Source organism: Bradyrhizobium sp. CCGUVB1N3, assembly GCF_024199925.1.
GTDB lineage: Bacteria > Pseudomonadota > Alphaproteobacteria > Rhizobiales > Xanthobacteraceae > Bradyrhizobium.
The window spans coordinates 1,622,152-1,647,548 of sequence record NZ_JANADR010000001.1 but is presented as its reverse complement, the minus strand read 5'-3'; the positions used below and the strand labels follow the sequence as shown (position 1 = coordinate 1,647,548).

General features: G+C 64.9%; 25 protein-coding genes. 9 read left to right on the top strand and 16 right to left on the bottom strand.

Translation table 11 applies throughout. From position 1 onward, the window contains the following. Nucleotides 1-21: 21 nt before the first annotated feature. Both glnA and NLM33_RS07790 read right to left on the bottom strand, forming a co-directional pair. A complete protein-coding gene (gene glnA / locus NLM33_RS07795) occupies nt 22-1,452 on the bottom strand; it encodes a type I glutamate--ammonia ligase (protein WP_254095513.1) in 1,431 nt (476 codons plus the stop codon). Nucleotides 1,453-1,568: 116 nt separating this feature from the next. Then, nucleotides 1,569-1,802 (bottom strand): hypothetical protein, encoded by a 234-nt coding sequence (locus tag NLM33_RS07790; protein WP_371929915.1) that lies wholly within the window; start codon nt 1,800-1,802, stop codon nt 1,569-1,571. Between the two features lie 245 nt (nt 1,803-2,047). Here NLM33_RS07790 and NLM33_RS07785 point away from each other — a divergent pair, with 245 nt between their 5' ends. Beyond that, nucleotides 2,048-2,410, top strand: a complete 363-nt coding sequence (locus NLM33_RS07785) for an SPW repeat protein (protein WP_254105684.1) — start codon at nt 2,048-2,050, stop codon at nt 2,408-2,410. Between the two features lie 113 nt (nt 2,411-2,523). On the opposite strand, the gene NLM33_RS07780 is transcribed toward NLM33_RS07785, so the two are convergent. Continuing rightward, the gene (locus tag NLM33_RS07780; RefSeq protein WP_254095512.1) at nt 2,524-3,852 is read right to left on the bottom strand and encodes an MFS transporter; all 1,329 of its coding nucleotides are present in this window, start codon (nt 3,850-3,852) and stop codon (nt 2,524-2,526) included. Between the two features lie 383 nt (nt 3,853-4,235). On the opposite strand from NLM33_RS07780, the gene NLM33_RS07775 reads away from it, so the two are divergent. Both NLM33_RS07775 and NLM33_RS07770 read left to right on the top strand, forming a co-directional pair. After that, nucleotides 4,236-4,469, top strand: coding sequence for a DUF2171 domain-containing protein (locus NLM33_RS07775; protein ID WP_254095511.1), 234 nt, complete (start codon nt 4,236-4,238; stop codon nt 4,467-4,469). Between the two features lie 93 nt (nt 4,470-4,562). Further along, nucleotides 4,563-6,842, top strand: a complete 2,280-nt coding sequence (locus tag NLM33_RS07770) for a ComEC/Rec2 family competence protein (protein WP_254095510.1) — start codon at nt 4,563-4,565, stop codon at nt 6,840-6,842. A gap of 8 nt (nt 6,843-6,850) precedes the next feature. Here NLM33_RS07770 and NLM33_RS07765 read toward each other — a convergent pair whose 3' ends face one another. The 4 genes from NLM33_RS07765 to glp all read right to left on the bottom strand — a co-directional run bounded on the left by NLM33_RS07765 (nt 6,851) and on the right by glp (nt 9,961). Continuing rightward, complete coding sequence (locus tag NLM33_RS07765) at nt 6,851-7,288, bottom strand: hypothetical protein (RefSeq protein ID WP_254095509.1); 438 nt, start codon at nt 7,286-7,288, stop codon at nt 6,851-6,853. Nucleotides 7,289-7,500: 212 nt separating this feature from the next. After that, on the bottom strand, nt 7,501-7,707 hold the full coding sequence (locus tag NLM33_RS07760) for a hypothetical protein (protein ID WP_254095508.1): 207 nt from the start codon (nt 7,705-7,707) through the stop codon (nt 7,501-7,503). 168 nt (nt 7,708-7,875) lie between these two features. Further along, complete coding sequence (lexA, locus tag NLM33_RS07755; protein ID WP_254095507.1) at nt 7,876-8,574, bottom strand: transcriptional repressor LexA; 699 nt, start codon at nt 8,572-8,574, stop codon at nt 7,876-7,878. Nucleotides 8,575-8,749: 175 nt separating this feature from the next. After that, on the bottom strand, nt 8,750-9,961 hold the full coding sequence (gene glp, locus NLM33_RS07750; protein WP_254095506.1) for a gephyrin-like molybdotransferase Glp: 1,212 nt from the start codon (nt 9,959-9,961) through the stop codon (nt 8,750-8,752). 226 nt (nt 9,962-10,187) lie between these two features. Here glp and NLM33_RS07745 point away from each other — a divergent pair, with 226 nt between their 5' ends. Beyond that, nucleotides 10,188-10,364 (top strand): hypothetical protein, encoded by a 177-nt coding sequence (locus NLM33_RS07745; RefSeq protein WP_254095505.1) that lies wholly within the window; start codon nt 10,188-10,190, stop codon nt 10,362-10,364. A gap of 101 nt (nt 10,365-10,465) precedes the next feature. Here NLM33_RS07745 and NLM33_RS07740 read toward each other — a convergent pair whose 3' ends face one another. The 3 genes from NLM33_RS07740 to NLM33_RS07730 all read right to left on the bottom strand — a co-directional run bounded on the left by NLM33_RS07740 (nt 10,466) and on the right by NLM33_RS07730 (nt 12,611). Further along, the gene (locus NLM33_RS07740) at nt 10,466-10,699 is read right to left on the bottom strand and encodes a hypothetical protein (RefSeq protein ID WP_371929914.1); all 234 of its coding nucleotides are present in this window, start codon (nt 10,697-10,699) and stop codon (nt 10,466-10,468) included. Between the two features lie 139 nt (nt 10,700-10,838). Then, complete coding sequence (locus NLM33_RS07735) at nt 10,839-11,468, bottom strand: HAD-IA family hydrolase (RefSeq protein WP_254095504.1); 630 nt, start codon at nt 11,466-11,468, stop codon at nt 10,839-10,841. A 9-nt stretch (nt 11,469-11,477) separates the two neighbouring features. Further along, nucleotides 11,478-12,611, bottom strand: coding sequence for an alpha-hydroxy acid oxidase (locus NLM33_RS07730; protein ID WP_254095503.1), 1,134 nt, complete (start codon nt 12,609-12,611; stop codon nt 11,478-11,480). Nucleotides 12,612-12,905: 294 nt separating this feature from the next. Here NLM33_RS07730 and NLM33_RS07725 point away from each other — a divergent pair, with 294 nt between their 5' ends. After that, nucleotides 12,906-14,243, top strand: coding sequence for a S41 family peptidase (locus NLM33_RS07725; RefSeq protein ID WP_254095502.1), 1,338 nt, complete (start codon nt 12,906-12,908; stop codon nt 14,241-14,243). 133 nt (nt 14,244-14,376) lie between these two features. On the opposite strand, the gene NLM33_RS07720 is transcribed toward NLM33_RS07725, so the two are convergent. Then, nucleotides 14,377-17,097: an EAL domain-containing protein gene (locus NLM33_RS07720; protein WP_371930106.1), complete on the bottom strand. Its 2,721-nt coding sequence runs from the start codon at nt 17,095-17,097 to the stop codon at nt 14,377-14,379. A 319-nt stretch (nt 17,098-17,416) separates the two neighbouring features. Between NLM33_RS07720 and NLM33_RS07715 the strand changes: the two genes are divergently transcribed. After that, nucleotides 17,417-17,581: a Flp family type IVb pilin gene (locus NLM33_RS07715; RefSeq protein ID WP_254095500.1), complete on the top strand. Its 165-nt coding sequence runs from the start codon at nt 17,417-17,419 to the stop codon at nt 17,579-17,581. Here NLM33_RS07715 and NLM33_RS07710 read toward each other — a convergent pair. Next, on the bottom strand, nt 17,562-18,818 hold the full coding sequence (locus NLM33_RS07710) for an MFS transporter (RefSeq protein ID WP_254095499.1): 1,257 nt from the start codon (nt 18,816-18,818) through the stop codon (nt 17,562-17,564). The two genes, NLM33_RS07715 and NLM33_RS07710, sit on opposite strands and share 20 nt — an antisense overlap. A gap of 96 nt (nt 18,819-18,914) precedes the next feature. Here NLM33_RS07710 and NLM33_RS07705 point away from each other — a divergent pair, with 96 nt between their 5' ends. Beyond that, complete coding sequence (locus NLM33_RS07705; protein WP_254095498.1) at nt 18,915-19,508, top strand: CGNR zinc finger domain-containing protein; 594 nt, start codon at nt 18,915-18,917, stop codon at nt 19,506-19,508. A 73-nt stretch (nt 19,509-19,581) separates the two neighbouring features. Here the strand turns inward: NLM33_RS07705 and moaC are convergent, their stop codons facing one another. Genes moaC through NLM33_RS07685 form a run of 4 tightly spaced genes read right to left on the bottom strand, consistent with a single transcriptional unit; the run spans nt 19,582 to nt 23,848 of the window. Then, nucleotides 19,582-20,091, bottom strand: a complete 510-nt coding sequence (gene moaC / locus NLM33_RS07700; RefSeq protein WP_254095497.1) for a cyclic pyranopterin monophosphate synthase MoaC — start codon at nt 20,089-20,091, stop codon at nt 19,582-19,584. Between the two features lies 1 nt (nt 20,092). Continuing rightward, entirely contained in the window at nt 20,093-20,911 is an 819-nt protein-coding gene (trpC, locus tag NLM33_RS07695; protein ID WP_254095496.1) for an indole-3-glycerol phosphate synthase TrpC, read from the bottom strand. A gap of 7 nt (nt 20,912-20,918) precedes the next feature. After that, nucleotides 20,919-21,932 (bottom strand): anthranilate phosphoribosyltransferase, encoded by a 1,014-nt coding sequence (gene trpD, locus NLM33_RS07690; RefSeq protein WP_254095495.1) that lies wholly within the window; start codon nt 21,930-21,932, stop codon nt 20,919-20,921. A gap of 17 nt (nt 21,933-21,949) precedes the next feature. Next, entirely contained in the window at nt 21,950-23,848 is a 1,899-nt protein-coding gene (locus NLM33_RS07685; RefSeq protein ID WP_254095494.1) for a peptidylprolyl isomerase, read from the bottom strand. Nucleotides 23,849-24,059: 211 nt separating this feature from the next. Between NLM33_RS07685 and tpiA the strand changes: the two genes are divergently transcribed. Together tpiA and secG are read left to right on the top strand one after the other, a co-directional pair. After that, nucleotides 24,060-24,815, top strand: a complete 756-nt coding sequence (gene tpiA, locus NLM33_RS07680) for a triose-phosphate isomerase (protein WP_254095493.1) — start codon at nt 24,060-24,062, stop codon at nt 24,813-24,815. 156 nt (nt 24,816-24,971) lie between these two features. Continuing rightward, nucleotides 24,972-25,361 (top strand): preprotein translocase subunit SecG, encoded by a 390-nt coding sequence (gene secG, locus NLM33_RS07675; RefSeq protein WP_027522638.1) that lies wholly within the window; start codon nt 24,972-24,974, stop codon nt 25,359-25,361. The last annotated feature ends 36 nt before the right edge of the window (nt 25,362-25,397 follow it).

Below are 25,397 nucleotides of genomic sequence, written 5' to 3'. Positions count from 1 at the left end.
ACAAAGCGTCAGGGCACAGCACTAAATGTCATAGTAGAGATGGAACTCATAAGGATGCGGTCGCAGCCGGATCGGGTCGATCTCCTTCTTTCGCTTGTAGTCGAGCCAGGTTTCGATCACATCGGCGGTGAAGACGCCGCCGCGCAGCAGGAACGCGTGATCGCGCTCGAGCGCCTCCAGCGCCTGGTCCAGCGATCCCGGTGTCGACTTCACTTCTTTCGCTTCGGCAGGTGGGAGGTCATAGAGGTTCTTGTCGATGGGGCTGCCGGGGTCGATCCGATTGTCGATACCGTCGAGGCCGGCCATCAGCATCGCGGCAAACGCCAGGTAGGGATTGCAGGATGGATCGGGCGAACGAAACTCGACGCGCTTTGCACGCGGGTTCGGCGAGTACATCGGAATCCGGCAGCAGGCCGAGCGATTGCGCTGGGAGTAGACGAGGTTGATCGGAGCCTCATAGCCCGGCACCAGACGCCGGTAGGAGTTCGTTGTGGGCGCGCAAAGCCCGCACAACGCCCAGGCGTGCGTCAAGAGCCCGCCGATGTAGTGGCGGGCGAACTGGCTCAATTCGGCGTAGTCGCCCTTGTCGTAGAACAGATTGGTCTCACCCTTCCACAGCGACTGGTGAACGTGCATGCCCGAAGCGTTGTCCTCGAACAGCGGCTTCGGCATGAACGTCGCAGTCTTGCCGTGCTTATGCGCGGTGTTCTTCACCACGTATTTGTAGATCATTAAATTGTCGGCCATGCGGGTCAGCGTGGTGAAGCGCATGTCGATCTCGTTTTGGCCGCCGGTTGCCACTTCATGGTGATGGGCTTCGATCTGGATGCCCAGCTCTTCCATCGTCAGCACCATTTCGGTGCGCAGCGCCTGCATGCTGTCGGTCGGAGGAACGGGAAAGTATCCCTCCTTTGGGCGCGGCTTGTGAGCCAGATTCGGCTCTTCGTCCTTGCCCGTGTTCCAGCTGCCTTCGCTGGAATCGATTTCGTGGAAGGCGTGGTTGATGCCCTGTCCGTAGCGCACGTCGTCGAAGACGAAGAACTCAGCTTCTGGCCCGAAGTAACTGATATCGGCGCGTCCGGTGCCCTTCAGATAGGTTTCGGCCTTTTGGGCGATATAGCGGGGGTCGCGGCTATAGGATTGACCGGTCACGGGGTCGCGGATGTTACAGATCAGGACCAGCGTCTTCGCCGGACTATAGGGGTCGACGAAGGCCGTCGCCGGATCCGGGACAACCAGCATGTCGCTTTCCTGGATCTCCTGGAAGCCGCGGATCGATGAGCCGTCGAATCCAATGCCTTCGTTGAGGGCATCGACACTCACTGCGCTTGGCGGGACAGAGAAATGTTGCCACACACCCGGGAGGTCAGTGAACCGCAGGTCGATCATCTGGACCTTCTCGTCCTTGATCGCCTTCAGGATATCTTCGGCTGTCGCACAATTTCCAACCATGGCTTCGCTCCCAGCATGATGAGATGCCCGTCTTGCGGGTCGCGTTGCCGTTCAGCCGCAGCCGAACGGCTTGCGACGGATTGTGGTCCATACTTTGTGTTGCCGCCGCTCCAGCCTCAATCCGGTTTGGCGGCACTGGAGTCAGGCGGCCACGGCGCCGGCCGCTTCAACTTTGGTGAGGCCCGCGCATAAGCCTTCATGGCGTCTTCGATATGGCGCCAGGTCCTGGCCAGTTCGAGTTCGCCCTTTGACTCGAGATCGATGGCGTTCTGGGCGGCCTCCGCAATCGCCTTGGGGCCATGCGCTTCCAGCAACTGCCGCGCATAGTCGTGGATTTCCATTTCTCGCATGGCGTCATCTCCCTCCTGTCCCGGGCAGCACGCGAACCGAGTGGGGCCGAGAACGGTAGACGTCGACACCTGTCAAGCGCAGCAAGTGTGCATCCTGGTGCGGCGCACTCGCAAGGGCTCTTTCCGGTGTCGGCTAGGATTGATTGAGGGCGTATCGGATCGCATGCGCGGCAACACAACGCAGGTTCGACGGATGCATTTTCATCAATGAATCCCCACATAATAGGAGAGGGGAGGTGAGCATCATGCGCATCCAACATTGGCAGGACGCTGCTAGCCTGTTGGTCGGCGTGTGGCTGGTCCTGTCGTCCTTCGTCCTGGGCCTGTCCGGAGCGGCTGTCTGGATAACCATCGCGCTCGGGCTAGGCGTCGTGCTGTTTGCCCTGGAGGCATTTGTCATCCCGTCCTATCTGGAAGAGTGGGGAGAGATGCTGCTGGGTCTGGCTCTGGTGCTGGCGCCTTGGACCATCGACTATGAGTCGCCATCAGCCACGGTGAGCAGCGTACTGTCCGGCATATTGGTGATCCTGCTCGGTGTCTGGGAGTTGATGACCGATCGTGACTTCAGCACATGGTGGCACGATCGTTGGCATCGCTTGGTCGGCTGACAAGAGCCGTGAGCCGAGTGCTCCGCTTCAGGTCCGAGAGGCGGGATGGGCTCCAGCATGCCGAAAGAGAAGTGCGGTGCAGGGCCCTGCGGTCCTGCACCGGGATCATTTGATCACTCGGCGGCTCTCGGCTCGATCGGCTGCCAGATGCTGATCTTGTGCGTTTCCGGCATCAGGAAGAGGGCGAGCACGAAGCACACCGCGGGCACCACGATTGGGTAGATCAGGGCGTAACCGATGCTGCCGGTCGCGGCAAATGCCGCCGACGTGATGAACGGCACCAATCCGCCGCCCCAACCGTTGCCGATGTGGTACGGCACGGAGACCGACGTGTACCGGATCCTGGCGGGGAAGAATTCCGCCAGAAACGCGCCCACCGGCCCATAAACCATCCCGACATAGCAAACGAGGATGAAGATGATGAAGGTTGCGGTCGCATAGTTGATGTTTCCGGGCTGCGTCACTGATCCAAGCCACAGATACAGTGGATAGTAGGTGATGGCGGCGAGCAGCATGCCGCTGAGAATGACCGGCTTGCGGCCGATCTGATCCGATAGCCAGCCGAAGAAGATCAGGCTCGGCGTCGCAACGAGCAATGCGGCTCCCACGATGTAGGAGGAAGTCAGCGCGTCCACCTTGGAGACCTGCTGCAGAAAGTACAGCGCCCAGAACTGACCGCTGTACCAGACCACGCCCTGTCCGATCAGGACCACAACGGCGATGCCGATATATTTGAGGTTCGAACTGAGGAAGGCCTCCTTCCACGGGTTCCTCGTCATCTGGCCGCGGTCCCTGATCTCCTGGAAGATCGGCGTCTCCTGGAGCTGGAGGCGGATATAGATCGCGATGGCCACCAGCAGGAAGGACACCAGGAACGGAACGCGCCACGCCCATGCGTCGAAGGCCTCATTGCCGGCATAGGTCCGCGTGAGGATGATCACGGCCAGCGACACCACGATGCCGAGCGTTGGAGAGGTCTGCAGCCACCCGGTGTAGTAGCCGCGCCGATCGTCCGGCACATGCTCGGCAACGTAGGTGATGGCGCCGCCATATTCGCCGCCCAGGCACAGGCCCTGGATCATGCGCAGGCCGAACAGAGCGAACGCGGCCGTCAGGCCGATCGACTGGTAGGTCGGGATCAATCCGATTGCGCCTGTGCCCAGTCCCATTCCGCTGAGCGTGATGAGAAAGGTGTATTTGCGGCCGACCCGGTCACCCATCCATCCGAAGAGGAAGGCCCCCAGCGGGCGGATCAGAAATCCTGCGGTGAACAGCGCGATGGTGCTGAGCAGGGCTGCAACCGGATGGGATTGCTCGAAGAACTTGACCGAGAGAACTGCGGCCAGGCTGCCAAAGATATAGAAGTCATACCATTCGATTACGTTTCCCACCGATGCAGCGATGATCACGCGGCGAAAATCGCTCGGTACCTGCATGTGCAACTCCTATGGTTTCAAAACGTCTCCTCGCTCGTTTCAGCGGTCGTGTTCTCGCGGAAGAGCGTGATGCGCGGCGTCGCAGGCGCCAGTTCAAGGAGTTGCGTCGGCAACGTCTGATCCCAGGCGCGCTTTGCGTCACCTGAGATGAGCTCCAGCGGCCTAAGAACCGCGAGCCACCACTGCCTTGCCCGTCTGTCGGGGAGGCGGGGAACCGTAGTGTAGTCCCACCAGGGGTCGGCAACTTATGAGACTTTCGGCGCAATCGACCTGACACGAGGCGTTTTGCGAGGAGGTCGCAAGGGCTCAGATTCTCCGCGACCTACGGTGAGCGGCGAACGGAAAGGTCTCTCAGGCGTTGTGAGGGCTGCAGAAGAGGATCCCGCACGATGCAGACCATCGCAGAGCATATGGAAGTGATCGGCGCCGACGGCGTTCATATCGGCACCGTCGACCGTGTCGAAGGCAACCGCATCAAGCTGACTAAAAAGGACAGCGGCGAGGGCAGTCACAAGGGCCATCATCACTTCATCGACAAGGGCCTCGTAGCCGATGTCGAGGGCAACAAGGTCCGGCTTTCCGCCAAGGCAGCGGTGGCCGTGACGATGGAAGAGGAAAAGTAGCGGCCCCTCGACCGGTTCCCTTTTCGTTCGGCTATTCGCATCCCCGCGCCTTCCGGTAGCCTCCGCACCCGTCGCGTATCGTAAGGTGCAGGAATGGCGGAGCCTTCCCGGCCACACCGCTCGCAAGGGATTGCCGGGACATGGCCAACGGGCCGTGCCGCGTCGGCTGGCGGCCTTGTGCCGGCAGGCTTTGGCGCGTGGTCGTCGCTGGCCGAGACATTGCGCGGATGGGCCAAGGCGGAAGCCGGCGCGGGGCGGCTGCTGCCGTGGGTGCCCGTGGCCTTCGGTACCGGGATTGCTCTCTATTTTGCCGCCGACCACGAACCCGTGCTCTCGGTCGCCGCGATCACGGCACTGGTGCTCATGGCAGGCGCCGTGCTGTTGCGGCGGAGCCGGTTGTTCGCACCCGCCATGATGATCGCCGCAATCGCCGCAGGCTTTGCCACGGCGACCTGGAAAACTGCGCGCATTGCTCACACCGTTCTGGCAAAGCCGCTCTATTCGGTGGCGCTATCCGGCTTCGTCGAGACGCGCGATATCCGCGAGCGCACCGACCGCTTCGTGTTGCGCGTGACGGCGATGGAGGCGCAGCGCGGCGACATCCAGCTCGAGCGTGTGCGGCTGTCGGTGCGCAAGGGCACAGCGCCGGAGGTCGGCAGCTTCGTGCAACTCAAGGCGCGGCTGATGCCGCCGCTCGCGCCGCTGCGGCCCGGCAGCTACGATTTCTCCCGCGACATGTTCTTTCAGGGCATCGGCGCGTCAGGCTTTGCAATGGGGGCGATCACGGTCGCCGCGCCACCGGAGACCGGAGGCTTGCGGCTGCGCTATGCCGCGATCATGCAGGGCCTGCGCGATGCGATCGACGCGCGCATCCGCGCCACGCTCGACGGCGACAATCGTGCGATTGCCACCGCGCTCCTCACCGGGCGGCGCGACGCAATCACCGAGCCCGTCAACGACGCGATGTTCATCTCCGGCCTCGGGCACGTGCTGTCGATCTCCGGCTACCACATGGCGGTCGTCGCCGGCGTCGTGTTCTTTGCGGTGCGCGCGCTGCTGGCGCTGGTCCCGGGATTTGCGGCGGGCTATCCGATCAAGAAATGGTCGGCTGCGGCAGCACTTGTGGCCGCCGCGTTCTACCTGCTGCTGTCCGGCGCGGAGGTCGCGACACAGCGCTCGTTTTTCATGACAGCGGTGGTGCTGATCGCGGTGATGGTCGATCGACGCGCCATCACCTTCCGCACGCTGGCGGTTGCCGCGATGATCGTGCTCGCGGTCGCGCCGGAGGCCCTGGTTCACCCCAGTTTCCAGATGTCGTTCGCGGCAACGCTTGGTCTTGTCGCGCTGGTGCAGATCGGCATGCCGAACCTGTTCGCGTCGCCCGACGATTCCGCCACCGCGCGCATCGCGCTCTGGGGTGGCCGCGAGCTCGTCATGCTGCTGATGGCCTCGCTGATCGCGGGGCTCGCGACCACGCCCTATGCCGCCTTCCATTTCCACCGCGTCACGCCCTACGGCGTACTCGCCAATCTCGCGGCGATGCCGGTGGTCTCGGCGCTGGTGATGCCCGCCGGACTTTTGGGGCTGATCGCAGCGCCGTTCGGGCTCGATGGCGTGTTCTGGTGGCTGATGGGGATCGGCATCGACTGGATGGTCGTTGTGACACGCTGGGTCGCGGCGTTACCGGGCGCCGTCGGCCGCATCACCGCCTTCGGGACCGGTCCGCTGATTGCCGCCAGCGTCGGCCTCGTTCTGATGGGCTTGTTGCGCACGCCGCTGCGCTGGGCGGGCGCCGTCGTGCTGGCGCTCGCGATTGGCTGGGCGCTGCACGTGCGCCAGCCCGACATCCTGATCGCAGGCGACGGCCGCAGCGTCGCGGTGCGAGGCAAGGATGGCCAACTGCACCTGATCCGAACCGGCAAGGACAATTTTCTTCTCAAGGAGTGGCTTGCAGCCGATGCCGATTCGCGCAGCGCGACCGATACCTCGCTCGCCGACGGCGTCTCATGCGACGAGGGCGGTTGCGTGACGCCGCTCGCCGATGGTCGTCTTGTCGCGCTGTCGCTGCGCGTCGATGCGCTGGCCGATGATTGCAGCCGTGCCGCGTTGGTGGTGACGGCGAAGCCGGCAGCAACCGATTGCGCGGCGATGGTCGTGGATCGCGAGCGTCTGAAGACGCAAGGCGCGCTCGTGCTGTCGCGCAGTGGCGACGGTTTCACGCTGCAAACGGTGAAAGCAAGAGGCGCAAACCGCCCCTGGTCGCCGGCTGGGGCCGGCGATAGCGATTTCGAGCTCAGCCTCGCACCGCGGCCGGCTACTCCACGCAGCAAAGACGCTACGCCGTCGGAGGCCGACCTGCAGGCCGAGGACTAGAAGACGCGTCAGCCGATCGGCAGGCGTGTCGTGGGCGTTTGGGTCGTGTGCTGCTCGACGGCGGGCTGCTCTATCTTCTCGCCGAGCGGCTGCGTTACCGGCAGTTGCAGAACCGTGGCACGCTGGCCTTCGACGAGCTGCGTCACCAGCACGTAGTTGCCGTCGGGGAATTCGATCGCATCATGATGACGATCGGGAATGTGCGGATCGACCTTGCCGAACTTGCCGACGCGCGAGTTGACGGTGCGCGTCCAGATCCAGCGATTGTCGTAGCGGACGTTGTCGGCGAAGGCGAGCTCGGTGCCGGGCAGAAGGCAGACGGCAACCGAGAGATCACGCTCCGACGCAAATCCACGCGTCGAGGTGCCGCGGAAGGTTGTCGTGACGATCGTCTCGCCGACTTGAGCGGGGCGGGTCGCAACGGCATGCAGGCTGTAGTCACACATCGGAGTGCTCCTCATGCGAGATAGCAGGTCCGCGCCCCCCGGAGGCGCAGGCCTCTATCAGAGTGGAAGCCTCCGAGTGTATCGCGTTTGTGGGCAAATCTGCGGCTCGTCTGCGCGTTGCCCGATCACTTTATCTTTCCCGGCTAACGAGGAACAAAGCCTCCCGCCGTGACTCTATCTTGGTTCACACCATTCACTCACGCGAGCTTTCATCAGCGGCCGGCGGGAGCCGAGTACCCCGAATAGGGCCAGCTCGCCTGCGCCGCAGGTGCGATCGCATTGTTGGCATTGCGGAATGGCGCACTGGTCGCTACCTGCTCCGTCTTGCGAACGGGATGGTGGTGTTGCGCTGCGTCGCTTGCGGATGCCGATCCCGCGATCAAGGCCGCCGTGATCACGCTCAAAATCATCTGTCGCATGGGTTTTTCCTCTGCATCGTGCACAGCGCTCTCGCGCCTGCGATGCTTGAGGATCTAGCTCCGCGCAGGTGTGGGGATAATCGCACCCGAAGTGAAAACACTATCCCGCCGGAGCGGACAATCCGTCCGCCCGTGTTGCTGCGCGATAGCCGGCGATCTGCCGGGCCATCAGTACTTCCGGTACAGCCCGATCAGCTTGCCCTGAATCTTCACCCGGTTCGGCGGCAGGATGCGCACCTCATAGGCGGTGTTGGCGGGCTCCAGCGCGATCGACGCACCGCGCCGGCGGAAGCGCTTGAGCGTCGCTTCCTCGTCGTCGATCAGCGCCACCACGATATCGCCGGTATCAGCGGTCTCGTTGCGCTGGATCAGCGCCATGTCGCCATCCAGGATGCCGGCGTCGACCATCGAATCGCCGCGCACCTCGAGCGCGTAGTGCTCGCCGGAGCCGAGCATGTCCGGAGGCACGCTGATGGTGTGGCTGCGGGTCTGCAATGCCTCGATTGGCGTGCCGGCCGCGATCCGTCCCATCACGGGCACGGCGACCGGACGCTCGCCGTCATCAACCGGAGCGCTTGCGCCCCGCACCTTGCCGAGATTGCCTTCGATGACGCTGGGCGTGAAGCCGCGGCGGCCTGCGCCTGCGGCCTGAAGCTCGGGCAGCTTGATGACCTCGATGGCGCGCGCGCGGTTGGGCAGGCGGCGGATGAAGCCGCGCTCTTCCAGCGCGGTGATCAGGCGGTGGATGCCCGACTTCGAGCGCAGATCGAGCGCGTCCTTCATCTCGTCGAAGGAGGGCGGCACGCCGCTTTCCTTGAGGCGCTCACTGATGAACCGCAGAAGCTCGTATTGTTTGCGCGTTAACATCTCGACCAAATCCCCCGGTTGATGTCGTTCGATTCCGAGACGTCAGATTCAGCAGAAGCCGCTAGATGCTCGAAACAAATCATGAACGGACACTATATGTTCGATATGTGTTCCGCAACCACTTAATTTTTGGTGAACGCGGCGAAGTTCGCGCCACGCGCGAATCAGATCGCACTTACAAGGGTAGCCGCAACACCTCGCAAGGCGTGCCTGCGTCCGCCTTCGGCGCAAACGGCGCGCGCACGAGAAGTGCCTGTGCGGCAGCAAGATTCGCAAGCAGCGAGGAGTCCTGGTGGTTGACGGGAACGGCGACGAGCGTGCCGTCCTCGCGCTCCTCGAGCCGGGCGCGCAGATAGTCCTCGCGGACGTCGTTGGGCCCGACGTCGCGCCCGAGCACGGCGCGCTCGCGACGGTGATGAACGCGCGAGCGGCCAGCAAGCGCGCGAATCAACGGCACCATGAACAGGAAGCCGCAGACATAGGACGAGACCGGATTGCCGGGCAGGCCGATCACCCGCATCGCGCCGAGACGGCCGTGCATCATCGGCTTGCCGGGCCGCATCGCGATCTTCCAGAACGCCATTTCGAAGCCTTCGGCCTGGAGCGCCGGCCGGACCAGATCGTGGTCGCCGACCGAGGCTCCGCCGGTCGTGATCAGGATGTCGGCACCGCTTTCGCGGGCCCGGCGGATGCCGGCGGTGGTCGCCGCAACGGTATCGGCGGCAATGCCGAGATCGACCGTTTCGGCGCCCTCGGCCCGCGCCAGCGCATGCAGGGCGTAGCCGTTGGAAAAGACGATCTGGCCCATGCCGGGCGTGGAGCCGGGCATGACGAGCTCATCGCCCGTCGCGAGAATCGCGACCCTGGGCCGGCGGCGGACGGCAAGCTCCGGATGGTTCATGCCGGCGGCAAGCGACAAGTCGCGTTCGGTGAGCCTGCTTCCCTTCCTCAGGAGCACGTCGCCCTCGCGGAAATCGACGCCGGCGGGGCGGATGTGCCGTCCGGCAATCGCGGCCTCCTTGATCGCGACGTGCTTGCCGTCAGCGACCGTGTCCTCCTGGATCACCACCGCATCCGCGCCATCGGGCACCACGCCGCCCGTGAAGATCCGCACTGCCTCTCCCGCGCCGACCGTTCCCGCAAACGGCCGCCCGGCCGCGACCTCGCCGATCACGGTGAGCTCTGCGCCCACCTTCGCCGCATCGGCCGCACGCACCGCATAGCCATCCATGGCCGACATTGCCTGTGGCGGCTGCGTCCGCCGCGCCGCGACATCGCGGGCCAGCACGCGATGGTAGGCTGCATCCAGCGCGACCATCTCGTCCGCCACGGGCTCGACGCCCGCGAGCACCGCAGCGAGCGCGTCGGAAACCGGCATCAGGGCCACGGGCTGAACTCCTGCTGGGCAAATCGAACGAGAGAGTTGCGTTGCGTTCTAGCCGAGAGCAGGCGTCGTGGCAAAAGGGGGATTGCGAAGGTGGAGATGAATTATCTCTCGCGGAGAAGGCCGCCGGGATGCCCATTGGGACAATATCGCGCCGTCCTGCTTCCGGCTCAGAGTTGCTGCGCGCCACCGCACGCAGGCGCGTCAGGAGACGTCCGGGAGAACGCTGATGGCAGAGACTTCAAAGCTGTCGGTCGAGAAGGCGCTCGAGAAGCTGCGCGGCGATGAGCCGCCGAAGTCGAGGAGCGCAAAGCTTGACGAGGAGATCGAAGCGCTCAAGGAGAAGACGAGCCGCATGCGCGCGCAACGGCAGCGTCTCGATCGGCCTCAACCCAAGCGCAGTTGAATGCGCCTAGCGCGGTCGCCGCGCGATCGTCTCGAAGACGAGAAAGACCGGAATGACGGTGGCCAGACAGGCCACGGCGACGACTAGGCTCACGGCTAGCATCAGGTGGCTCCCGTTTCATTGTCCGGATCGACGTCGGGCGCCTTCAGGCTGTGATCCATCTCGGGCAACGGGTCGCCCTGCGACTTCAGATCCGCCGCCTTGCTGACCAGCTTGGCGGAGAGCTGCGAGTTCGACGTCGACTTGGCGAATTTGAGAAGGATCGAGGCTTGCTTGTTGAAGTAGGTCTTGCCCAACACGATCACGCGTCCGTTGTAGAGAAACCCAACGGCCATATGACTCCCGACGCGCTGATCCGTTCCGGGAACTCTGTACAAAAATGCACAGAGCGAGTTGGTTCCATAATTCACTTGAAAAGTTCCAGGAGTGGGCCGGAACCAGATGCCGAGCGGCCGCAGCAAAGCGGCCGTGCTCTCAGAGTCCCAGTGCCTTCAGCGCCTCGCCGACGTCGCGAGGCGACGTCACGTGAACCGCGGTCAGCCCTCGCGCCCGCGCGCCTTCGACGTTTTCCGCGAGATCGTCGAAGAACTCGATTCGCTTCGCCGGCACGCCGATCGCGGCGACGACATGGTCGAAGGCTTCCGCGTCGGGTTTGCGTAGGCCGATGCTGGAGGACAGATAAAGCTCGCGGAAATGACCGAGCAAATCGGCGTACTCCTTCGAAAAATATTTCACGTGCGGCCGGTTGGTGTTGGAGAAGGCGTAGAGCGGCACGTGCTTCGCAGCGCGCGGCAACAGGTTTGCGATGCCGGGCATCTCGCCCGCGAAGATCGCATTCCACCCCTCCAGGAACTGCGCGTCGGAAATCTCGATCCCGAGCGAGCGCCGCAGCGAGTCGAAATAGGCCTCGTCGCTGATCTTGCCCATCTCATGCAGCCGATAGGCTTCGCTGTCCCGCACGTAGCGCGCGATGATGGCCTGCGGTTCGCAGCCGGCATGTCCCGCCCAGCAGGTGATCGCCTTGGAGAAGTCGATGTCGAGCACCACGCGACCGAGATCGAACAGAAGCGCATCCGCGCTGCCGGGAGAGAGAAGGGAGGTCATTGCATCCTTTCAGTAGCGATATGGCTCGATATCCAGCAGCGGAAACGCGCTGAATACGCTTGGCGCGTTGGTGGCGGTCGCCGGATGCAGGCAGGATGTGTTCACCTCGGCAAACGAGGCGGCCCCGAGCAGCCCGAGACAGCGCAGCACTTCGTCTTCCAGCAGCTCCAGCATCCGCGTGATGCCGGCTTCGCCGGCCGCAGCCAGCGCCCAGCATTGCAGGCGCCCGATGCCGACGAGGTCCGCGCCCATGGCGATCGCCTTGACGATATCGGTGCCGCGGCAGAAGCCGCCGTCGACCATGATCTTCGCACGTCCCTTCACGGCATCGACGATCTCCGGCAGCACATGCATGGCGCCGCGGCCATGATCGAGCTGGCGACCGCCATGGTTGGAGACGTAGATCCACTCGACGCCGTGATCGAGCGCGATCAGCGCGTCCTCGGCCGTCGCGATGCCCTTGATGACGAGCGGAATCTTGAACTTGTCCTTGACCAGCTTCACCGTCCGCCACTCCAGGCCCTTCTGGTAGTCGCCGCCGGTGGCGCGCAGCCGGCTCTCGCGCACATAGCGCTTGGCGATGTCACGTTCGCGGCGGCTGTAATGGGCGGTGTCGACGGTCAGGCAGAACGCGGCGTAGGTGTTTTTCACCGCGCGGGCGACGACATCCTCGACGAAGGCGTCGTCGCCGCGGACATAGAGCTGGTAGAAGCGTAGCGCATCGGGAGCCGCTTCCGCGGTCTTCTCGAGGCCCGGGTCCGACACCGAGCTCAGCATATGCGCCGCGCCGAAGGTGCCGGCGCCGCGCGCGACCGAGGCCGCGCCGTGCGGATCGAAGATCTCGAGCGCGCCGACCGGGGCCAGCACGACCGGAAGGCGCATCTTGCGGCCGAATTGCACGACGGAACCATCGACGTTGCGCATGTCGCGCAGCACGCGCGGGCGGAAGGCGATCTCGTCCAGCGCCATGCGGTTGCGGCGCATCGTGGTCTCGGTCTCGGCGGCGCCGACGATATAGTCCCAGGCGTTCTGGTTAAGGTTGGAGCGAGCCTTACGGATGAATTCGTGCAGGTTCTGGAACGGCTCGTCGCTGGCGCCAAGTTCGACGTTTCGTTGAGGCCGGATGCGGGGTGCTTCGTTCATTGTTATCCTCCCGAGAATTTGAAGCCTTGTTCCATCGCCTATCCGGTTCGGCCCGCCAAAACCATCCCAAAATCGCATAGCTTGAACGCGTGGCCGGACGGGGCCGATTCCCGCCTGGCGCAAACCGGCCTGCGAACGTTGCCAAAAGTTTAGGCCGGGACGAAGGGATTTTTGCCGGATGCCCGCCGACGTGGCGGACCGGCCTTGAAGAAACCAGAATGGTATTGTGAGAAACGGGCTGGATCGCCATTTGCATGGCGCCTCCCAACCGCCAGCAAAAAGGCTAATCAATCCATGCGGAAAACCCTGCTGTTCCCCCTCGGCGCGCTGACCGGCGCGTGTCTGACTCTGCTGGCGACCTCTCCGCAAGGCGGACAATGGGTGGCAAGGGCGGCGGCGGGCGCGGACGATGCCTATTCGCAACTGAACCTGTTCGGCGAGGTCTTCGAGCGGGTCAAGGCGAGCTACGTCGAGAAGCCCGACAACGCCAAGCTGATCGAGGGCGCCATCAACGGCATGGTGACCTCGCTCGATCCGCATTCGCGCTACATGAACGACAAGGCCTGGACCGAGATGCAGGAGACCACCTCCGGCGAGTTCGGCGGGCTCGGCATCGAGGTCACGATGGAGGAGGGCCTCGTCAAGGTCGTGTCGCCCATCGACGACACGCCGGCCTCCAAGGCCGGCCTCCTGTCCGGCGACCTCATCAGCAAGATCGACGGCGAGGCGGTAATGGGCATGACGCTCGAGCAGGCCGTCAACAAGATGAAGGGTCCGGTCGATACCAAGACCAAGCTCACCATCGTGCGCAAGGGCGCCGACGCGCCGCTCGACGTCGCGATCACGCGCGAGATCATCCATGTGCGCCCGGTCCGGTTCCATGCCGAGGGCGGCGATATCGGCTATATCCGCGTCACCTCGTTCAACGAACAGACCACCGACGGCTTGCGCAAGGCGATTGCGTCGATCTCCAAGGAGATCCCGCAGGAGAAGCTCGCAGGCTACGTCGTCGATCTCCGCAACAATCCGGGTGGGCTGCTCGACCAGGCAGTCTCGGTGTCGAGCGCCTTCCTCGCCCGCGGCGAGGTGGTGTCGACCCGCGGCCGGAACCCGGAGGAGACCCAGCGCTTCAGCGCGCATGGCGGCGACCTCACCAAGGGCAAGCCGCTGGTGGTGCTGATCAACGGCGGCTCGGCGTCCGCGTCCGAGATCGTGGCCGGCGCGCTGCATGACCACAAGCGCGCCACGCTGATCGGCACGCGCTCGTTCGGCAAGGGCTCGGTTCAGACGATCATCCCGCTCGGCACCGGCAGCGGCGCGTTGGCGCTGACCACCGCGCGCTACTACACGCCGTCGGGCCGCTCGATCCAGGCGCAGGGCATCGCGCCCGACATCGAGATCCTCCAGGACGTCCCGCCGGAGCTGAAGGGCCGTGTCGACACGATGGCCGAAGCCCAGATGCGCGGCCATCTCTCGGCCGCCGACGGCAGCGAGCAGACCGGCTCGCAATCCTACGTGCCGCCGGAAGAGAAGGACGACAAGGCGCTGCACGCCGCCTTTGACTTCCTGCACGGCGTGACCGTGAATGCGGCGGCCGCGAAGCCGGCACAAAAGGCGGCGGTGCCGAACTAAGGCGGTAAGCCGAGATGCGGTAGGGTGGGCAAAGGAGCGTCAGCGACGTGCCCACCGCTTCCGTATCCGCGGCGAGACACGAGGTGGGCACGCTTCGCTTTGCCCACCCGAACTACAACGCAAGGCCTCGCACCTAGCCCGCTTCGCGGCGACGGCTTTCGTGGCCGCTCCTCTGGGCAAGACGGCGGCGGTGGAGCGTGAACAGCTCCTGCACCTTGTCGGCCGGCTTCGCCGCGCTGAACAGATAGCCCTGCATCTCGCTACAGCCGAGCGAGCGGAGCAGGCGCTGCTGCTCCTCGGTTTCCACGCCCTCCGCGGTCGTGGTCATGCGGCGCGCGGCGGCGAGGCCGACCACGGCCTGCACGATGCTGGAGGAGCCGTCGGGTCCTGCAATGTCCTCGACGAAGCAGCGGTCGATCTTGATCTTGTCGAACGGGAAGCGGTGCAGGTAGCTCAGCGACGAGTAGCCGGTGCCGAAATCATCCAGCGCGATGCGCACGCCGATAGCGTGCAGCTGATGCAGGATGGCGAGCGCGGTGTCGTCGTCGCGGATCAGCACGGCCTCGGTGATCTCGAGCTCGAGCCGGCTTGCCGGCAGGTTGGAGGCGGCGAGCGCCGCCATGATCTTCAGCGCCAGCGTGCCGCTCTTGAACTGCACGGGCGAGACGTTGACCGCAACGCGGATGTCATCCGGCCAGGTCGCAGCATCCCGGCAGGCCCTCGCGAGCACCCACTCGCCGATCTCGTTGATGAGGCCCGTGTCCTCCGCGATCGGGATGAATTCGGCGGGCGAAACCATGCCGCGCTCCGGATGGCGCCAGCGCACCAGCGCCTCGCAGCCCGTGATGGTGTCGTCCTTCAGGCTGAGGCAGGGCTGGTAGAACACTTCGAGCCCGCCATGGGCGATGGCATGCCGAAGATCGGTCTCGAGCTGCCGCCGCTCGCGCACCTTTGCATCCATCTCCGGCTCGAAGAAGCGATAGGTGCGGCGGCCGGCGGCCTTTGCGGCGTACATCGCCAGATCCGCATTCTTCAGGATCTGGTCGAGCTCGGTGCCATGGTCCGGCGCCAGCGCAATGCCGATCGAAGCGTCGGTGGCGAGATGGTGGCCCATGCAGTCGAACGGTTCACGGATGGCGGCGAACACCCGCGCCACGAGATCGGTGACGTGGTCGGGCGAGGTCACGGCGCTCTGCACGATCGCGAATTCGTCGCCGCCGAGGCGGGCGACGAATTCGGTCTCGCCGGCGCAGCGGTTCAGATGGGCGGCGATGGATTTCAGCAGCTCGTCGCCGACGAGATGGCCGAGCGCATCGTTGACGCCCTTGAATTCGTCGATGTCGATGTAATGCACGGCGATCTGCTCGCCGCCGGCGATCGCACCCAATGCGTCCCGCAGATGCTCGTGGAACATGGTGCGGTTGGGCAGGTCGGTGAGCGCATCGTAATGCGCAAGATGCGTGATGCGCTCCTCGGTGCGCCGGCGCTCGGTGATGTCCTCATGCGTCGCGACCCATCCGCCGTCGGCGAGCGGCTCGTTGACGATCTGGATCGAACGGCCGTCCGAGGTGTCGACGACCATGGAGTTGCGCAGGTGGATGTCGCGCAGCACACGTGCGGCATAGCGGTTGACATCGCCGGTGAATGACCCGGTCGCCTTGCGATGCGCGATGATGTCGTGGAAGCTGCAACCGGGTTTCACGACGCCGGCCGACAACCCATACATTTCCAGATAGCGCTGGTTGCAGACCACCAGCCTTCGCGAGTCGTCGAACAGCAGAAGCCCCTGGGTCATGTTGTTGACCGCGCGGTCGAGCCGCTGCTTCTCCAGCGTGAGACGCTCCCGTGAACGGCGGTGCTGTGCGGACAGCTTGCGAACCACGGCAATCAGCAGCCCGGCGATGGCGAGAGCCGAGGCGATGGCGATCGAGACCAGGAAACCGATCTGCTCGCGCCAGTCCGCAAGCGCTGCCGCCCGTGTGTTGGTCGCGACCATCACGATCGGGAAGTGGGGCAGGGCGTGTGACGAGATCAGGCGGTCCTCGCCGTCGACCGTGCTCGTGAAGCGGCCGGTGAAGTGATCGATGTCGAATATCCGCTGGGCCTCTGGCCCGTTCCTGAAGTTCCGCCCCATTGCGTCGTCGACATGGGGGTAGCGGGCGAGCAGCGTGCCGTCGCGGTGAAGCATCGAGATCGTCGCGCCCTCGCCGAGCGCGACGGAGGCAAAGAATTTCTCGAAACTGGCGGGCTCGATGCCGCGCCCGACCACGCCAAGGAACTCGCCATTCGGGCCTGTGACCTTGCGGATGATCAGGATCGTCCACATGCCCGAGACGCGGCTGTTCACGGGTTCGACCACCACGTCCGGCGCGCGGGGGTCGGACTTGACGGTCCGGAAATAGGCGCGGTCGGCGACATTGACCTTCGGTGGAGGCCAGGCGAGCGAGGAATTGATCAGTTCGCCGTCGGCATCGAAGATGTTGACGCCGCCGACATAGGACAGCGCCTCCATCTTGGAGCGAAGCATCCGATGCACATCCTGCGCGGACAGGCGCCTGCGGTAGTCCTCGACGCTCGCGATGCCGCTTGCGCGCATGTTCGCGATCAGGTCCTTCTGGATGACCTCGAAATCCTGAAGCTGCTGGTCGAAATGGTGGGCGAGGAGCAGCGCAGTGTTGTCGAGCTCGCGCGCACTGTTGCGAAGCGCCCGTTCGCGGAAGTTCTGGGCCATCAGCGTCGCGCCGATCGCGATCGCCGCAATCAGCAGCATGCCGCCCACCACCAGCCAGCGGATCGGTCCGCTGCGGATCATTGCCGCTTGATCGAGGAGGCGACTGCCGAATCCCGTCATGATCTGAAACGCTGCCGTGCACACGCCAGGATCAGTTCTTGAGCCCGGAAACACCCGTCGGTTTACGGGAACGATGTGGAGGCCGCGTTAGGAAGCGCGGTTAATGGAGGGTAAATCGGATATGGACTTCATGACGTGCGTTGCGATGAGCGGGCCAGCACTTATTGCCGGTGTCGTGCATATGACCGGTCATTCTTGCCGGCTGCGCCTGCCGTCGACGAAAAGTTAACCATCTAACGTGCTGGCGACGCTCACGCGGGCTCTGGCACGCGATTTGCGAGTGGTTCCGTCATCCCACGGGAGAGGACAGGATAACAGGATCATGAAGACGACATTGCAGCAGTTCATTGCCGACGAGTCCGGGGCCACTGCGATCGAATACGGACTGATCGCCGCCGGCATCGCGCTTGCCATCATCACGGTCGTCAATGGGCTCGGCAGCAAGCTCAACAGCAAGTTCGGATCGATCAGCTCTTCGCTTCGCTGACCGTTCGCGTTCCGCTCCACAACAGGGGCGCCGCCACGATCAGCGCCGCGACGACGTTCGCAGCGGCGCTGATCAGGATCGGCAGTGTGTAGCTGTGCGTGGCGTCGTAGGCGAAGCCTGCGGCGCTCGGCCCGATCAGCGTGCCGAACGCGACGCTGGTGTAGAGAATGCCGATGATGCCGCTGACGTTGCGCCCGCCGAAATGGTCCATCACCACGGCGGGGAGCACCGCGACCCAACCGCCGTAGAACACGCCATAGACGAAGGCGAAGCCGGCGAGCGCGAAGGCGCTCGCGGAGATCGCCCAGATCGCCATGGCGAGTGCCATGCCGAGCAGGACCATGATCAGCGACCGGTCGCGGCCGATCCGGTCGGCAAGCCCGCCGAGCAGGAAGCGCCCGGCGGTGCTGCCGACGCCGATCGTGCCAAGCAGCAGCACGGCGGACGTGCTCGCAACGCCGTGATCGCGTGCGTAGGGCACCAGATGCACGAATGGAACGAAGGCTCCGAACGAGCAGACGAGGCACGACAGATAGAGGCCGGCGAACCGGGCCGAGCGTACGGCCTCCAGCACCGGGGTGCCTGCGCCCTTGATCGCGCGTGCGGCCTCAGGCGGGTCGCCGTCCGGGCCGAGGCCGCGATCGCGCGGATCGTTCTCGAGCAGCAATGAGATCCCGCCGCCCAGCACGATTGCGACAGCGGCCAGCACCAGATAGGACCCGCGCCAGCCAAATGTCGCGATCAGCAGCGAAGCGATCGGCGGCATCGCCGGCGTGCCGAGCCCGATGCCGCTTACGGCGAGTCCGGATGCAAAGCCGCGGCGTTTGACGAACCAGCGCTGCACCGCGCCGATCGCAGGGACGTAGGCGCAGCCGACGCCGAGGCCTATTCCAAGTCCGTAGGCGAGATAGACCTCGGTGAGGGAGCGTGCCGTACTCGCGGCCGCAAGGCCCGCGGCGACCACAACCATGCCTGTCACGGCCAGCGGGCGTGCGCCGAAGCGGTCGGCGAGCGGGCCGCTCACGACCCCGAGCGCGAAATACAGAAAGCCCGCGATCGAGAACACCAGCGAAACCGAGCCGCGTGATGCGCCGAAGTCGTGCTGGAGCGGTTCCAGGAACGCGCTGAACGTGTAGGCGGAACCGAAGCCGACGAACGTCACCGCGAACGCGGCGGCGACGACGAGCCAGCCGTAGAAGATGCGGGGGCGGGTGATTGTCGTTGTGTCCGTTGTCATCTCGGCCTCCGTGGTCTGACGCGATCTATGACACCAGTAAACAATTTATACATGTGTCAGTTGCCGCGAACCATCAAAAATGATTTACTGGTGTTTATGTCGAAGCAATCCTGTAAATTCAGGGTTCCCGACGAGCTGGCCAGTCTCTACGACTTCGCCAATTCGCTCGATGTCCGCCATTTCACGCATTTCGGCGTCCAGCATCCGCAGAGCGACGCGCTCTCCGGCCCGAGGGCGCTTGGTGAATGGTTGGCGGAGCACGGCATGGGCGAGGGCGGCGCGAACATCACGCCGGCGATGTTCCGGGCCGCGCTGCGGCTGCGCGGGGCGCTGCGCGCCTATCTGCAATGCGAGCCGACCGAGCGGCGCAGGAACAGGGATATCCTAGGCGCGCTCGATGGCGCGCTCGAACCGTTTCCGTTGCGGGTGGAGGCACGTGCGGGCCGCGGCGCAATGCTTGCAGCGGTGCGTCGGGATGCCCTTGCTGGCCTGTCGGCCATCGCCATCGAGTTTCACGATGCCACGCTTGCGGGTACGCTGGACCGGCTGAAGATGTGCGCGTCGGAGGAATGCCGCCGGGTGTTCTACGACCGGTCCAAACCGTCCACGCGGCGCTGGTGCATGTCGACGCTGTGCGGCAACCGGATGAAGACGCGTGCCTACCGTGAGCGCCAGCGCGAGGCGGAATAGTTCAGTGCGTGCGCTCTGTTTGATTGAGCATGATCTTGTCGAAAAACCGCTGCACACTTTTCCGGATCATGCTCTAGGCGCGGTAGTGGCCGGACTTGCCGCCCTTCTTCTCGACGAGATGGATGCCCTCGATACGTACGCCGCGTTCCACCGCCTTGATCATGTCGTAGATCGTGAGGCAGGCGACCGAGACGGCGGTCAGCGCCTCCATCTCGACGCCGGTCGGACCCGTGACCTTCACGGCGGCGCGAACGAGGCAACCCGGCAGCTTGTCGTTAGGCTCGATGTCGAGCGTCACCTTCGACAGCGCGAGGGGATGGCAGAGCGGGATCAACTCCGAGGTGCGCTTGGCCGCCATGATGCCGGCGATGCGGGCGGTGCCGAGCACGTCGCCCTTCTTGGCGTTGCCGGAGCGGATCAGGTCGAGCGTGGCCCTGGTCATGATGACGCGCCCCTCCGCGACGGCGAGCCGCTCGGTCGCGGGCTTCTCCGACACGTCCACCATCCGCGCCTCGCCGGAGGCGCCGATATGGGTGAGGGCGGGTTTTGTCTTTGCTTTGGCCTTGGACGGTGAACGCGCCATCTCAGCGCGTGCCCGTGGCGCGCGGGGCCTCGCGAGACAGGAGCGCGCGGGTGGCAGCCGTCACGTCGGCCTGCCGCATCAGGCTTTCGCCGACGAGGAAGGTCGACATGCCCACGCGCTCGAGGCGGGCGAGGTCTGCCGGGGTGAAGATGCCGCTTTCGCCGACCATCAGCCGGCCCTCGGGGATCAGCGGCGCCAGTGCCTCGCTGGTCGCGAGCGTGGTCTCGAAGGTGCGCAAGTTGCGATTGTTGACCCCGATCATCGGCGAGCGCAGTTTTAGCGCGCGGTCGAGCTCGCTCGCGTCATGGATCTCGATCAGGACGTCCATGCCCAGAGACAGCGCGGCGTCCTCGAGATCTTTTGCCACCGCATCGTCGAGCGCGGCCATGATGATCAGGATGCAATCGGCACCATGAGCGCGGGCCTCGACCACCTGATAGGTGTCGAACAGAAAATCCTTGCGCAGCACCGGCAGCGACGTCGCCGCCCGCGCCGCGACCATGAAGTCGAGATGACCCTGGAAGGAGGGGGTATCCGTCAGCACTGACAGGCAGGCCGCGCCGCCGGCCTCGTAGGCCTTTGCGAGCAGCGGCGGATCGAAATCGGGACGGATCAGCCCCTTGGAGGGGGACGCCTTCTTGACCTCGGCAATCAACGCATAGTCGCCATTGGCGAGCTTGTTGCGGATCGCGCCCAGAAAGCCGCGCGGTGCAGGTGCGGCCTTGGCCTTGGCTTCCACGGCGGCAAGCGGCTGTGCGCGCTTGGCCGCCGCGATCTCCTCGCGCTTATACGCCTCGATCTTGGTCAGGATGTCCGACATGCAAGGCTCAGCTATTGGAGACCGCGATCAGGTGTTTTAGCCGCGCCGTCGCGGCGCCGCTGTCGATCGACTTGGCGCCGAGCGCCACGCCTTCCTTGATGTCCTTGGCGCGGCCGGCCACCACCAGCGCTGCGGCCGCGTTGACCAGCGCGACGTCGCGATAGGCGCTCGGCTTGCCGTCGAGCACGCTCTGCAAGGCGATCGCGTTGGCGTCGGCGTCGCCGCCCTTCAAGCCGACGGCGTCGCAGCGCGGAAGACCTGCGTCCTCGGGGGTAATCTCGAAGGTCTTGATCTCGCCATTGTGCAGCGAGCTGACGAAGGTCGGGCCGGTGAGGGTGATCTCGTCCAGTCCGTCGGAGCCATGCACCACCCAGACCGAGTCGGAGCCGAGATTCTTCAACACCTGTGCCAGCGGCTGCACCCATTGCCGGGAGAATACGCCGACCATCTGCCGCTTCACGCCGGCCGGATTGGACAGCGGTCCGAGCAGGTTGAAGATGGTGCGGGTGGCGAGCTCGACGCGGGTCGGGCCGACGTTCTTCATCGCGGGATGATGCGCGGGCGCGAACATGAAGCCGATACCGCATTCGCGCACGCAGCGACCAACGTCCTCGGGCTTGAGATCGATCTTCACGCCGAGCGAGGCCAGCACGTCGGCTGCGCCCGAGCGCGACGACAGCGCGCGGTTGCCGTGCTTGGCGACCGGCACGCCGGCGCCCGAGACGATGAACGACGCGCAGGTCGAGACGTTCACCGAACCCGAGCCGTCGCCGCCGGTGCCGACGATGTCGATGGCATCCGCCGGTGCGCTCACGCGCAGCATCTTGGCGCGCATCGCCGAGACCGCACCGGTGATCTCGTCCACGGTTTCGCCGCGCACACGCAACGCCATCAGAAGCCCGCCCATCTGCGAGGGCGTGGCCTCGCCGGACATCATGGCATCGAAGGCGGAGGCGGCTTCGTCACGCGACAGGCTGGCGCCGGTCGCCACTTTTCCAATGATCGATTTCAGGTCGTCCATCGCGTGCTTTCAACTGATTACTGGTTCGCGCCCGTCACCTGCGCGAAGGCGGCCTGATTAATGGTGGTTCCGATGTCGGTTTCAAGCTTGTTGACGTAGGACGCGACCTGCTCGTCGGTCAGCGAACGGTCGAGGCTCTCCTTCAGCTTGGCGATCGCGTCGGACGCGAGATCGACTGGCGGATCGACGATGTCGGTCACGCGGAAGATTATGACCTCGCCGCCCGCACCCGGGGTCTGCCCGACGCCGTCCTTGGCGGCGCGGAATGCGGCCGCAACCAGGCTCGACGGCACGCCGGCGGGCGTGTCCTCGCGCTTGAAGCCCGCGGCGGTCTCGATCTTGGCGTTGTTGGCGGCGGCCTCGTCCGCAAGCTTGCCGCCCTGTTCGAGCTTCTGCACGATCTCGGTGGCCTTGGCGCGGAGCTTGGTCGTGATCTGGTCCTGCCGCCAGCGCGCCTCGACCTGGTCGCGGACCTCATCGAGGCTGCGCTCGCGCGACGGCGTGATGCCGAGCACGTCGTACCAGACATAGCCGCCGCGGAAGGAGATCGGATCGTTGTCGACGCCGACATCGCTGTTGAAGGCTTGCGACACCACGTCGAGCCCTTGCGGGATGTTGGCGACCGGCTGGCCGTTCGGCGTGCGGCCGGACCGGTCGACAGCCTCAAGGGTCACGGCCGCAAGCCCGAGCTTCTGCGCCGCGTCGATGACGCTGGAGCCGCCGCCGCGCTCGTCTTCCATCTTGTCGCGCAATTCGGCGACCTTGGCGCGGGCGCGTTCGGCCGCGATCTCGCGTTTGATGTCGCCGGCGAGGTTGGCGTAGCTGGCCTCCGCGCCCGGCTCGATCTTGTCGACCTTGACGAGCGCCACGCCAAAGCGGCCCTGCACGGGCTGGCTGATCTCGCCTGCGGGCAGCGTGAAGGCGGCATCTGCCACGGCCGGATCGAGGATCGCGGATTTCGTGACGAGGCCGAGATCGGCGTCCGCCGCGCTGAGCCCGCGCTCCTTGGCGAGGTCCTCGAACGACGTTCCGCCCGCGAGCCGGGTGCGCGCGGCCTGCGCCTCCTCGACCGTCGGGAACACGAGCTGGTGCACCTGGCGCTTCTCCGGCGTGCCGAGCCGGTCCTTGCGCTGCTCGAACACCTTCTTGGCGTCGTCGTCGGAGACGTCGGTCCACTTGCCGATCTCCTCCGGCGAGATCACGACGAAGGAGATCTTGCGGTATTCGGGGGCACGGAATTGGACCTTGTGGTCCTCGAAATAAGCGGCGAGCGCCTCGGGCGAGGGCGGATCGATGGTGCCTGCCTGGGACGCGTCGAGCTTGACGAATTCGATGGAGCGCTGCTCGTTCTGATAGCGGCTCAGCGCGTCGATCATGGTCTTGGACGGCTCGAGGCCCGCGCCGATCGTGCCGGTGATCTGCCGGCGCACCGACACCCTGCGCTGCTCCGCGGTGTAGCGCTGCTCGGTGTAGCCGAAATTGCGGATCATGGCCTGGAAGCGCTGCGCGTCGAAATTGCCGGCGGCGCCCTTGAAGTTCGGGTCGTTCATGATCATGCGGCGGATCTCGTCGTCCGACACGCCGAGCCCGAGCCGGCGGGCCTCTTCATCGAGGGCGGCTTCCGCGATGGTCTGCTGGAGCACCTGGCGGTCAAGGCCGAAGGCGCGAGCCTGGTCAGGCGTCAGCGGGCGGCCGAACTGGCGGCCGATCTGCTGCATGCGATCGGTATAGATCTGGCGGAATTCGTTCAGCGAAATCTCGGTGCCACCGACCTTGGCCACGGTCGACTGCCCAAAGCCGCGGAAGATGTCGGCGATACCCCAAATGCCGAAACTGATGATCAATACGCCCATCACCACGGCCATAATCGTTTTGCCGAGCCAGTTTGATGAGGCCTTGCGCATTCCTCGAAGCATTGCGTCCAACTTGTTTGGCAGGAGGGAACCGGGCGCGCCTTAAAGCAGATTCCGCAAAAGCGCATCACCGAATTGATATGGCATCATAAAGTGGCGGCTTTCCCCCCGCAACCTGCCGCTCCCTTAAGCTGTGTTAACGGGGCCGGGTCTCTGGAACTGGGGCGTCCGGTCTGCTAGCGCATCCCGACCCTCATTTCGCTGGAATTTGGACATGACAGACGCCATCCGACCGCTGATCGCCGGAAATTGGAAGATGAACGGCCTGAAGGCCTCCGCTGCCGAATTCGACGCCATGCTCACGAGCGCGGCAGAGGTCGCCGCCAAGGCCGATCTGTTGGTGTGTCCGCCGGCGACGCTGATTGCGGCCTTTGCGGCCAAGACGGCCGGAAAGAAGATCGCCGTCGGCGCCCAGGATTGCCACCCCAAGGCCTCCGGCGCCCATACCGGGGATGTCGCGGCGGAAATGCTGGTGGATGCGGGCGCTTCCGCCATTATCGTCGGCCATTCCGAGCGCCGCGCCGACCACGGCGAGAGCGATGATTTGGTGCGGCAGAAGGCCGAGGCCGCCTGGCGGGCAGGGGTGATCGCAATCGTCTGCGTCGGCGAGACGCAAGGCCAGCGTGATGCCGGCCAGACCCTGGATATCCTGCGTGGCCAGCTCAGCCTGTCGCTGCCGGACGGCTCAAAGGCCGACAATCTGGTCGTGGCCTATGAGCCGGTCTGGGCGATCGGCACGGGCCTGACCCCCACGGCCAAGGATGTCGAGCAGATTCATGGCTTTATCCGGGAACTGTTGATCTCCCGCTTCAGAGACGAGGGGGCGAAGATGCGCATCCTCTATGGCGGCTCGGTCAAGCCGTCGAATGCGGCCGAACTGATGGCGGTCAAGAACGTCAACGGCGCGCTGGTCGGTGGTGCCAGCCTCAAGGCGGCCGATTTCCTTGCGATTGCCAAAGGCTGCCCTTAGCTAACCGGCAAAGCGCAGGCGGCTCAAAGCGGAGTCCGGACCGATCGGGGGTGGCAATGCCAGTCCTGATCGTGTAACACCGCGCAACTTCAGGAAAACCCGCAAAGCGCGATGGCTGCCGGCACCGGCGCTGTCGGCTTGTGACGGAAGGGTACCATGCAGACCGTTGTGATCGTTATCCATCTCATGATCGTCGCCGTGATGATCGGCGCCGTGCTGCTGCAGAAGTCGGAAGGCGGCGGCCTCGGCATGGGTGGAGGCGCAGGCTTCATGTCGAGCCGCGGCACCGCGAATCTCTTGTCGCGCACGACCGCGATCCTGGCTGCCGGTTTCTTCCTGACCAGCCTCTTCCTGTCCTGGTATGCGGGGTACGACCGTAAGCCGTCTTCGATCATTGGCCAGCCGGCGTCGCAGTCTCAGCCCGCCGGTGGTGCGGCTCCGGTGGCGCCGCCGACCTCGGGCGGTGTCCTGGATACGCTGAAGAAGGCGGACGAGCAGCAGCAGAATCAGGCGCCCAGCGGTCCGCAGGCGCCACGTTCGCAATAAAGCAGAGGGGCCATGCAGGACGGTGCCTAGCGTCCT

Coding starts and splice junctions, on each gene's coding strand:
- trpD (WP_254095495.1), bottom strand. CDS start 21,932: ATGGACGACCTGAAATCGATCATTGGAAAAGTGGCGACCGGCGCCAGC.
- tpiA (WP_254095493.1), top strand. CDS start 24,060: ATGACAGACGCCATCCGACCGCTGATCGCCGGAAATTGGAAGATGAAC.
- NLM33_RS07705 (WP_254095498.1), top strand. CDS start 18,915: ATGTCGAAGCAATCCTGTAAATTCAGGGTTCCCGACGAGCTGGCCAGT.
- NLM33_RS07725 (WP_254095502.1), top strand. CDS start 12,906: ATGCGGAAAACCCTGCTGTTCCCCCTCGGCGCGCTGACCGGCGCGTGT.
- NLM33_RS07735 (WP_254095504.1), bottom strand. CDS start 11,468: ATGACCTCCCTTCTCTCTCCCGGCAGCGCGGATGCGCTTCTGTTCGAT.
- NLM33_RS07775 (WP_254095511.1), top strand. CDS start 4,236: ATGCAGACCATCGCAGAGCATATGGAAGTGATCGGCGCCGACGGCGTT.
- moaC (WP_254095497.1), bottom strand. CDS start 20,091: ATGGCGCGTTCACCGTCCAAGGCCAAAGCAAAGACAAAACCCGCCCTC.
- secG (WP_027522638.1), top strand. CDS start 24,972: ATGCAGACCGTTGTGATCGTTATCCATCTCATGATCGTCGCCGTGATG.
- NLM33_RS07765 (WP_254095509.1), bottom strand. CDS start 7,288: ATGTGTGACTACAGCCTGCATGCCGTTGCGACCCGCCCCGCTCAAGTC.
- NLM33_RS07685 (WP_254095494.1), bottom strand. CDS start 23,848: ATGCTTCGAGGAATGCGCAAGGCCTCATCAAACTGGCTCGGCAAAACG.
- NLM33_RS07715 (WP_254095500.1), top strand. CDS start 17,417: ATGAAGACGACATTGCAGCAGTTCATTGCCGACGAGTCCGGGGCCACT.
- NLM33_RS07740 (WP_371929914.1), bottom strand. CDS start 10,699: ATGGCCGTTGGGTTTCTCTACAACGGACGCGTGATCGTGTTGGGCAAG.
- NLM33_RS07760 (WP_254095508.1), bottom strand. CDS start 7,707: ATGCGACAGATGATTTTGAGCGTGATCACGGCGGCCTTGATCGCGGGA.
- NLM33_RS07730 (WP_254095503.1), bottom strand. CDS start 12,611: ATGAACGAAGCACCCCGCATCCGGCCTCAACGAAACGTCGAACTTGGC.
- NLM33_RS07770 (WP_254095510.1), top strand. CDS start 4,563: ATGGCGGAGCCTTCCCGGCCACACCGCTCGCAAGGGATTGCCGGGACA.
- glnA (WP_254095513.1), bottom strand. CDS start 1,452: ATGGTTGGAAATTGTGCGACAGCCGAAGATATCCTGAAGGCGATCAAG.
- NLM33_RS07785 (WP_254105684.1), top strand. CDS start 2,048: ATGCGCATCCAACATTGGCAGGACGCTGCTAGCCTGTTGGTCGGCGTG.
- NLM33_RS07745 (WP_254095505.1), top strand. CDS start 10,188: ATGGCAGAGACTTCAAAGCTGTCGGTCGAGAAGGCGCTCGAGAAGCTG.
- NLM33_RS07790 (WP_371929915.1), bottom strand. CDS start 1,802: ATGCGAGAAATGGAAATCCACGACTATGCGCGGCAGTTGCTGGAAGCG.
- trpC (WP_254095496.1), bottom strand. CDS start 20,911: ATGTCGGACATCCTGACCAAGATCGAGGCGTATAAGCGCGAGGAGATC.
- lexA (WP_254095507.1), bottom strand. CDS start 8,574: ATGTTAACGCGCAAACAATACGAGCTTCTGCGGTTCATCAGTGAGCGC.
- NLM33_RS07710 (WP_254095499.1), bottom strand. CDS start 18,818: ATGACAACGGACACAACGACAATCACCCGCCCCCGCATCTTCTACGGC.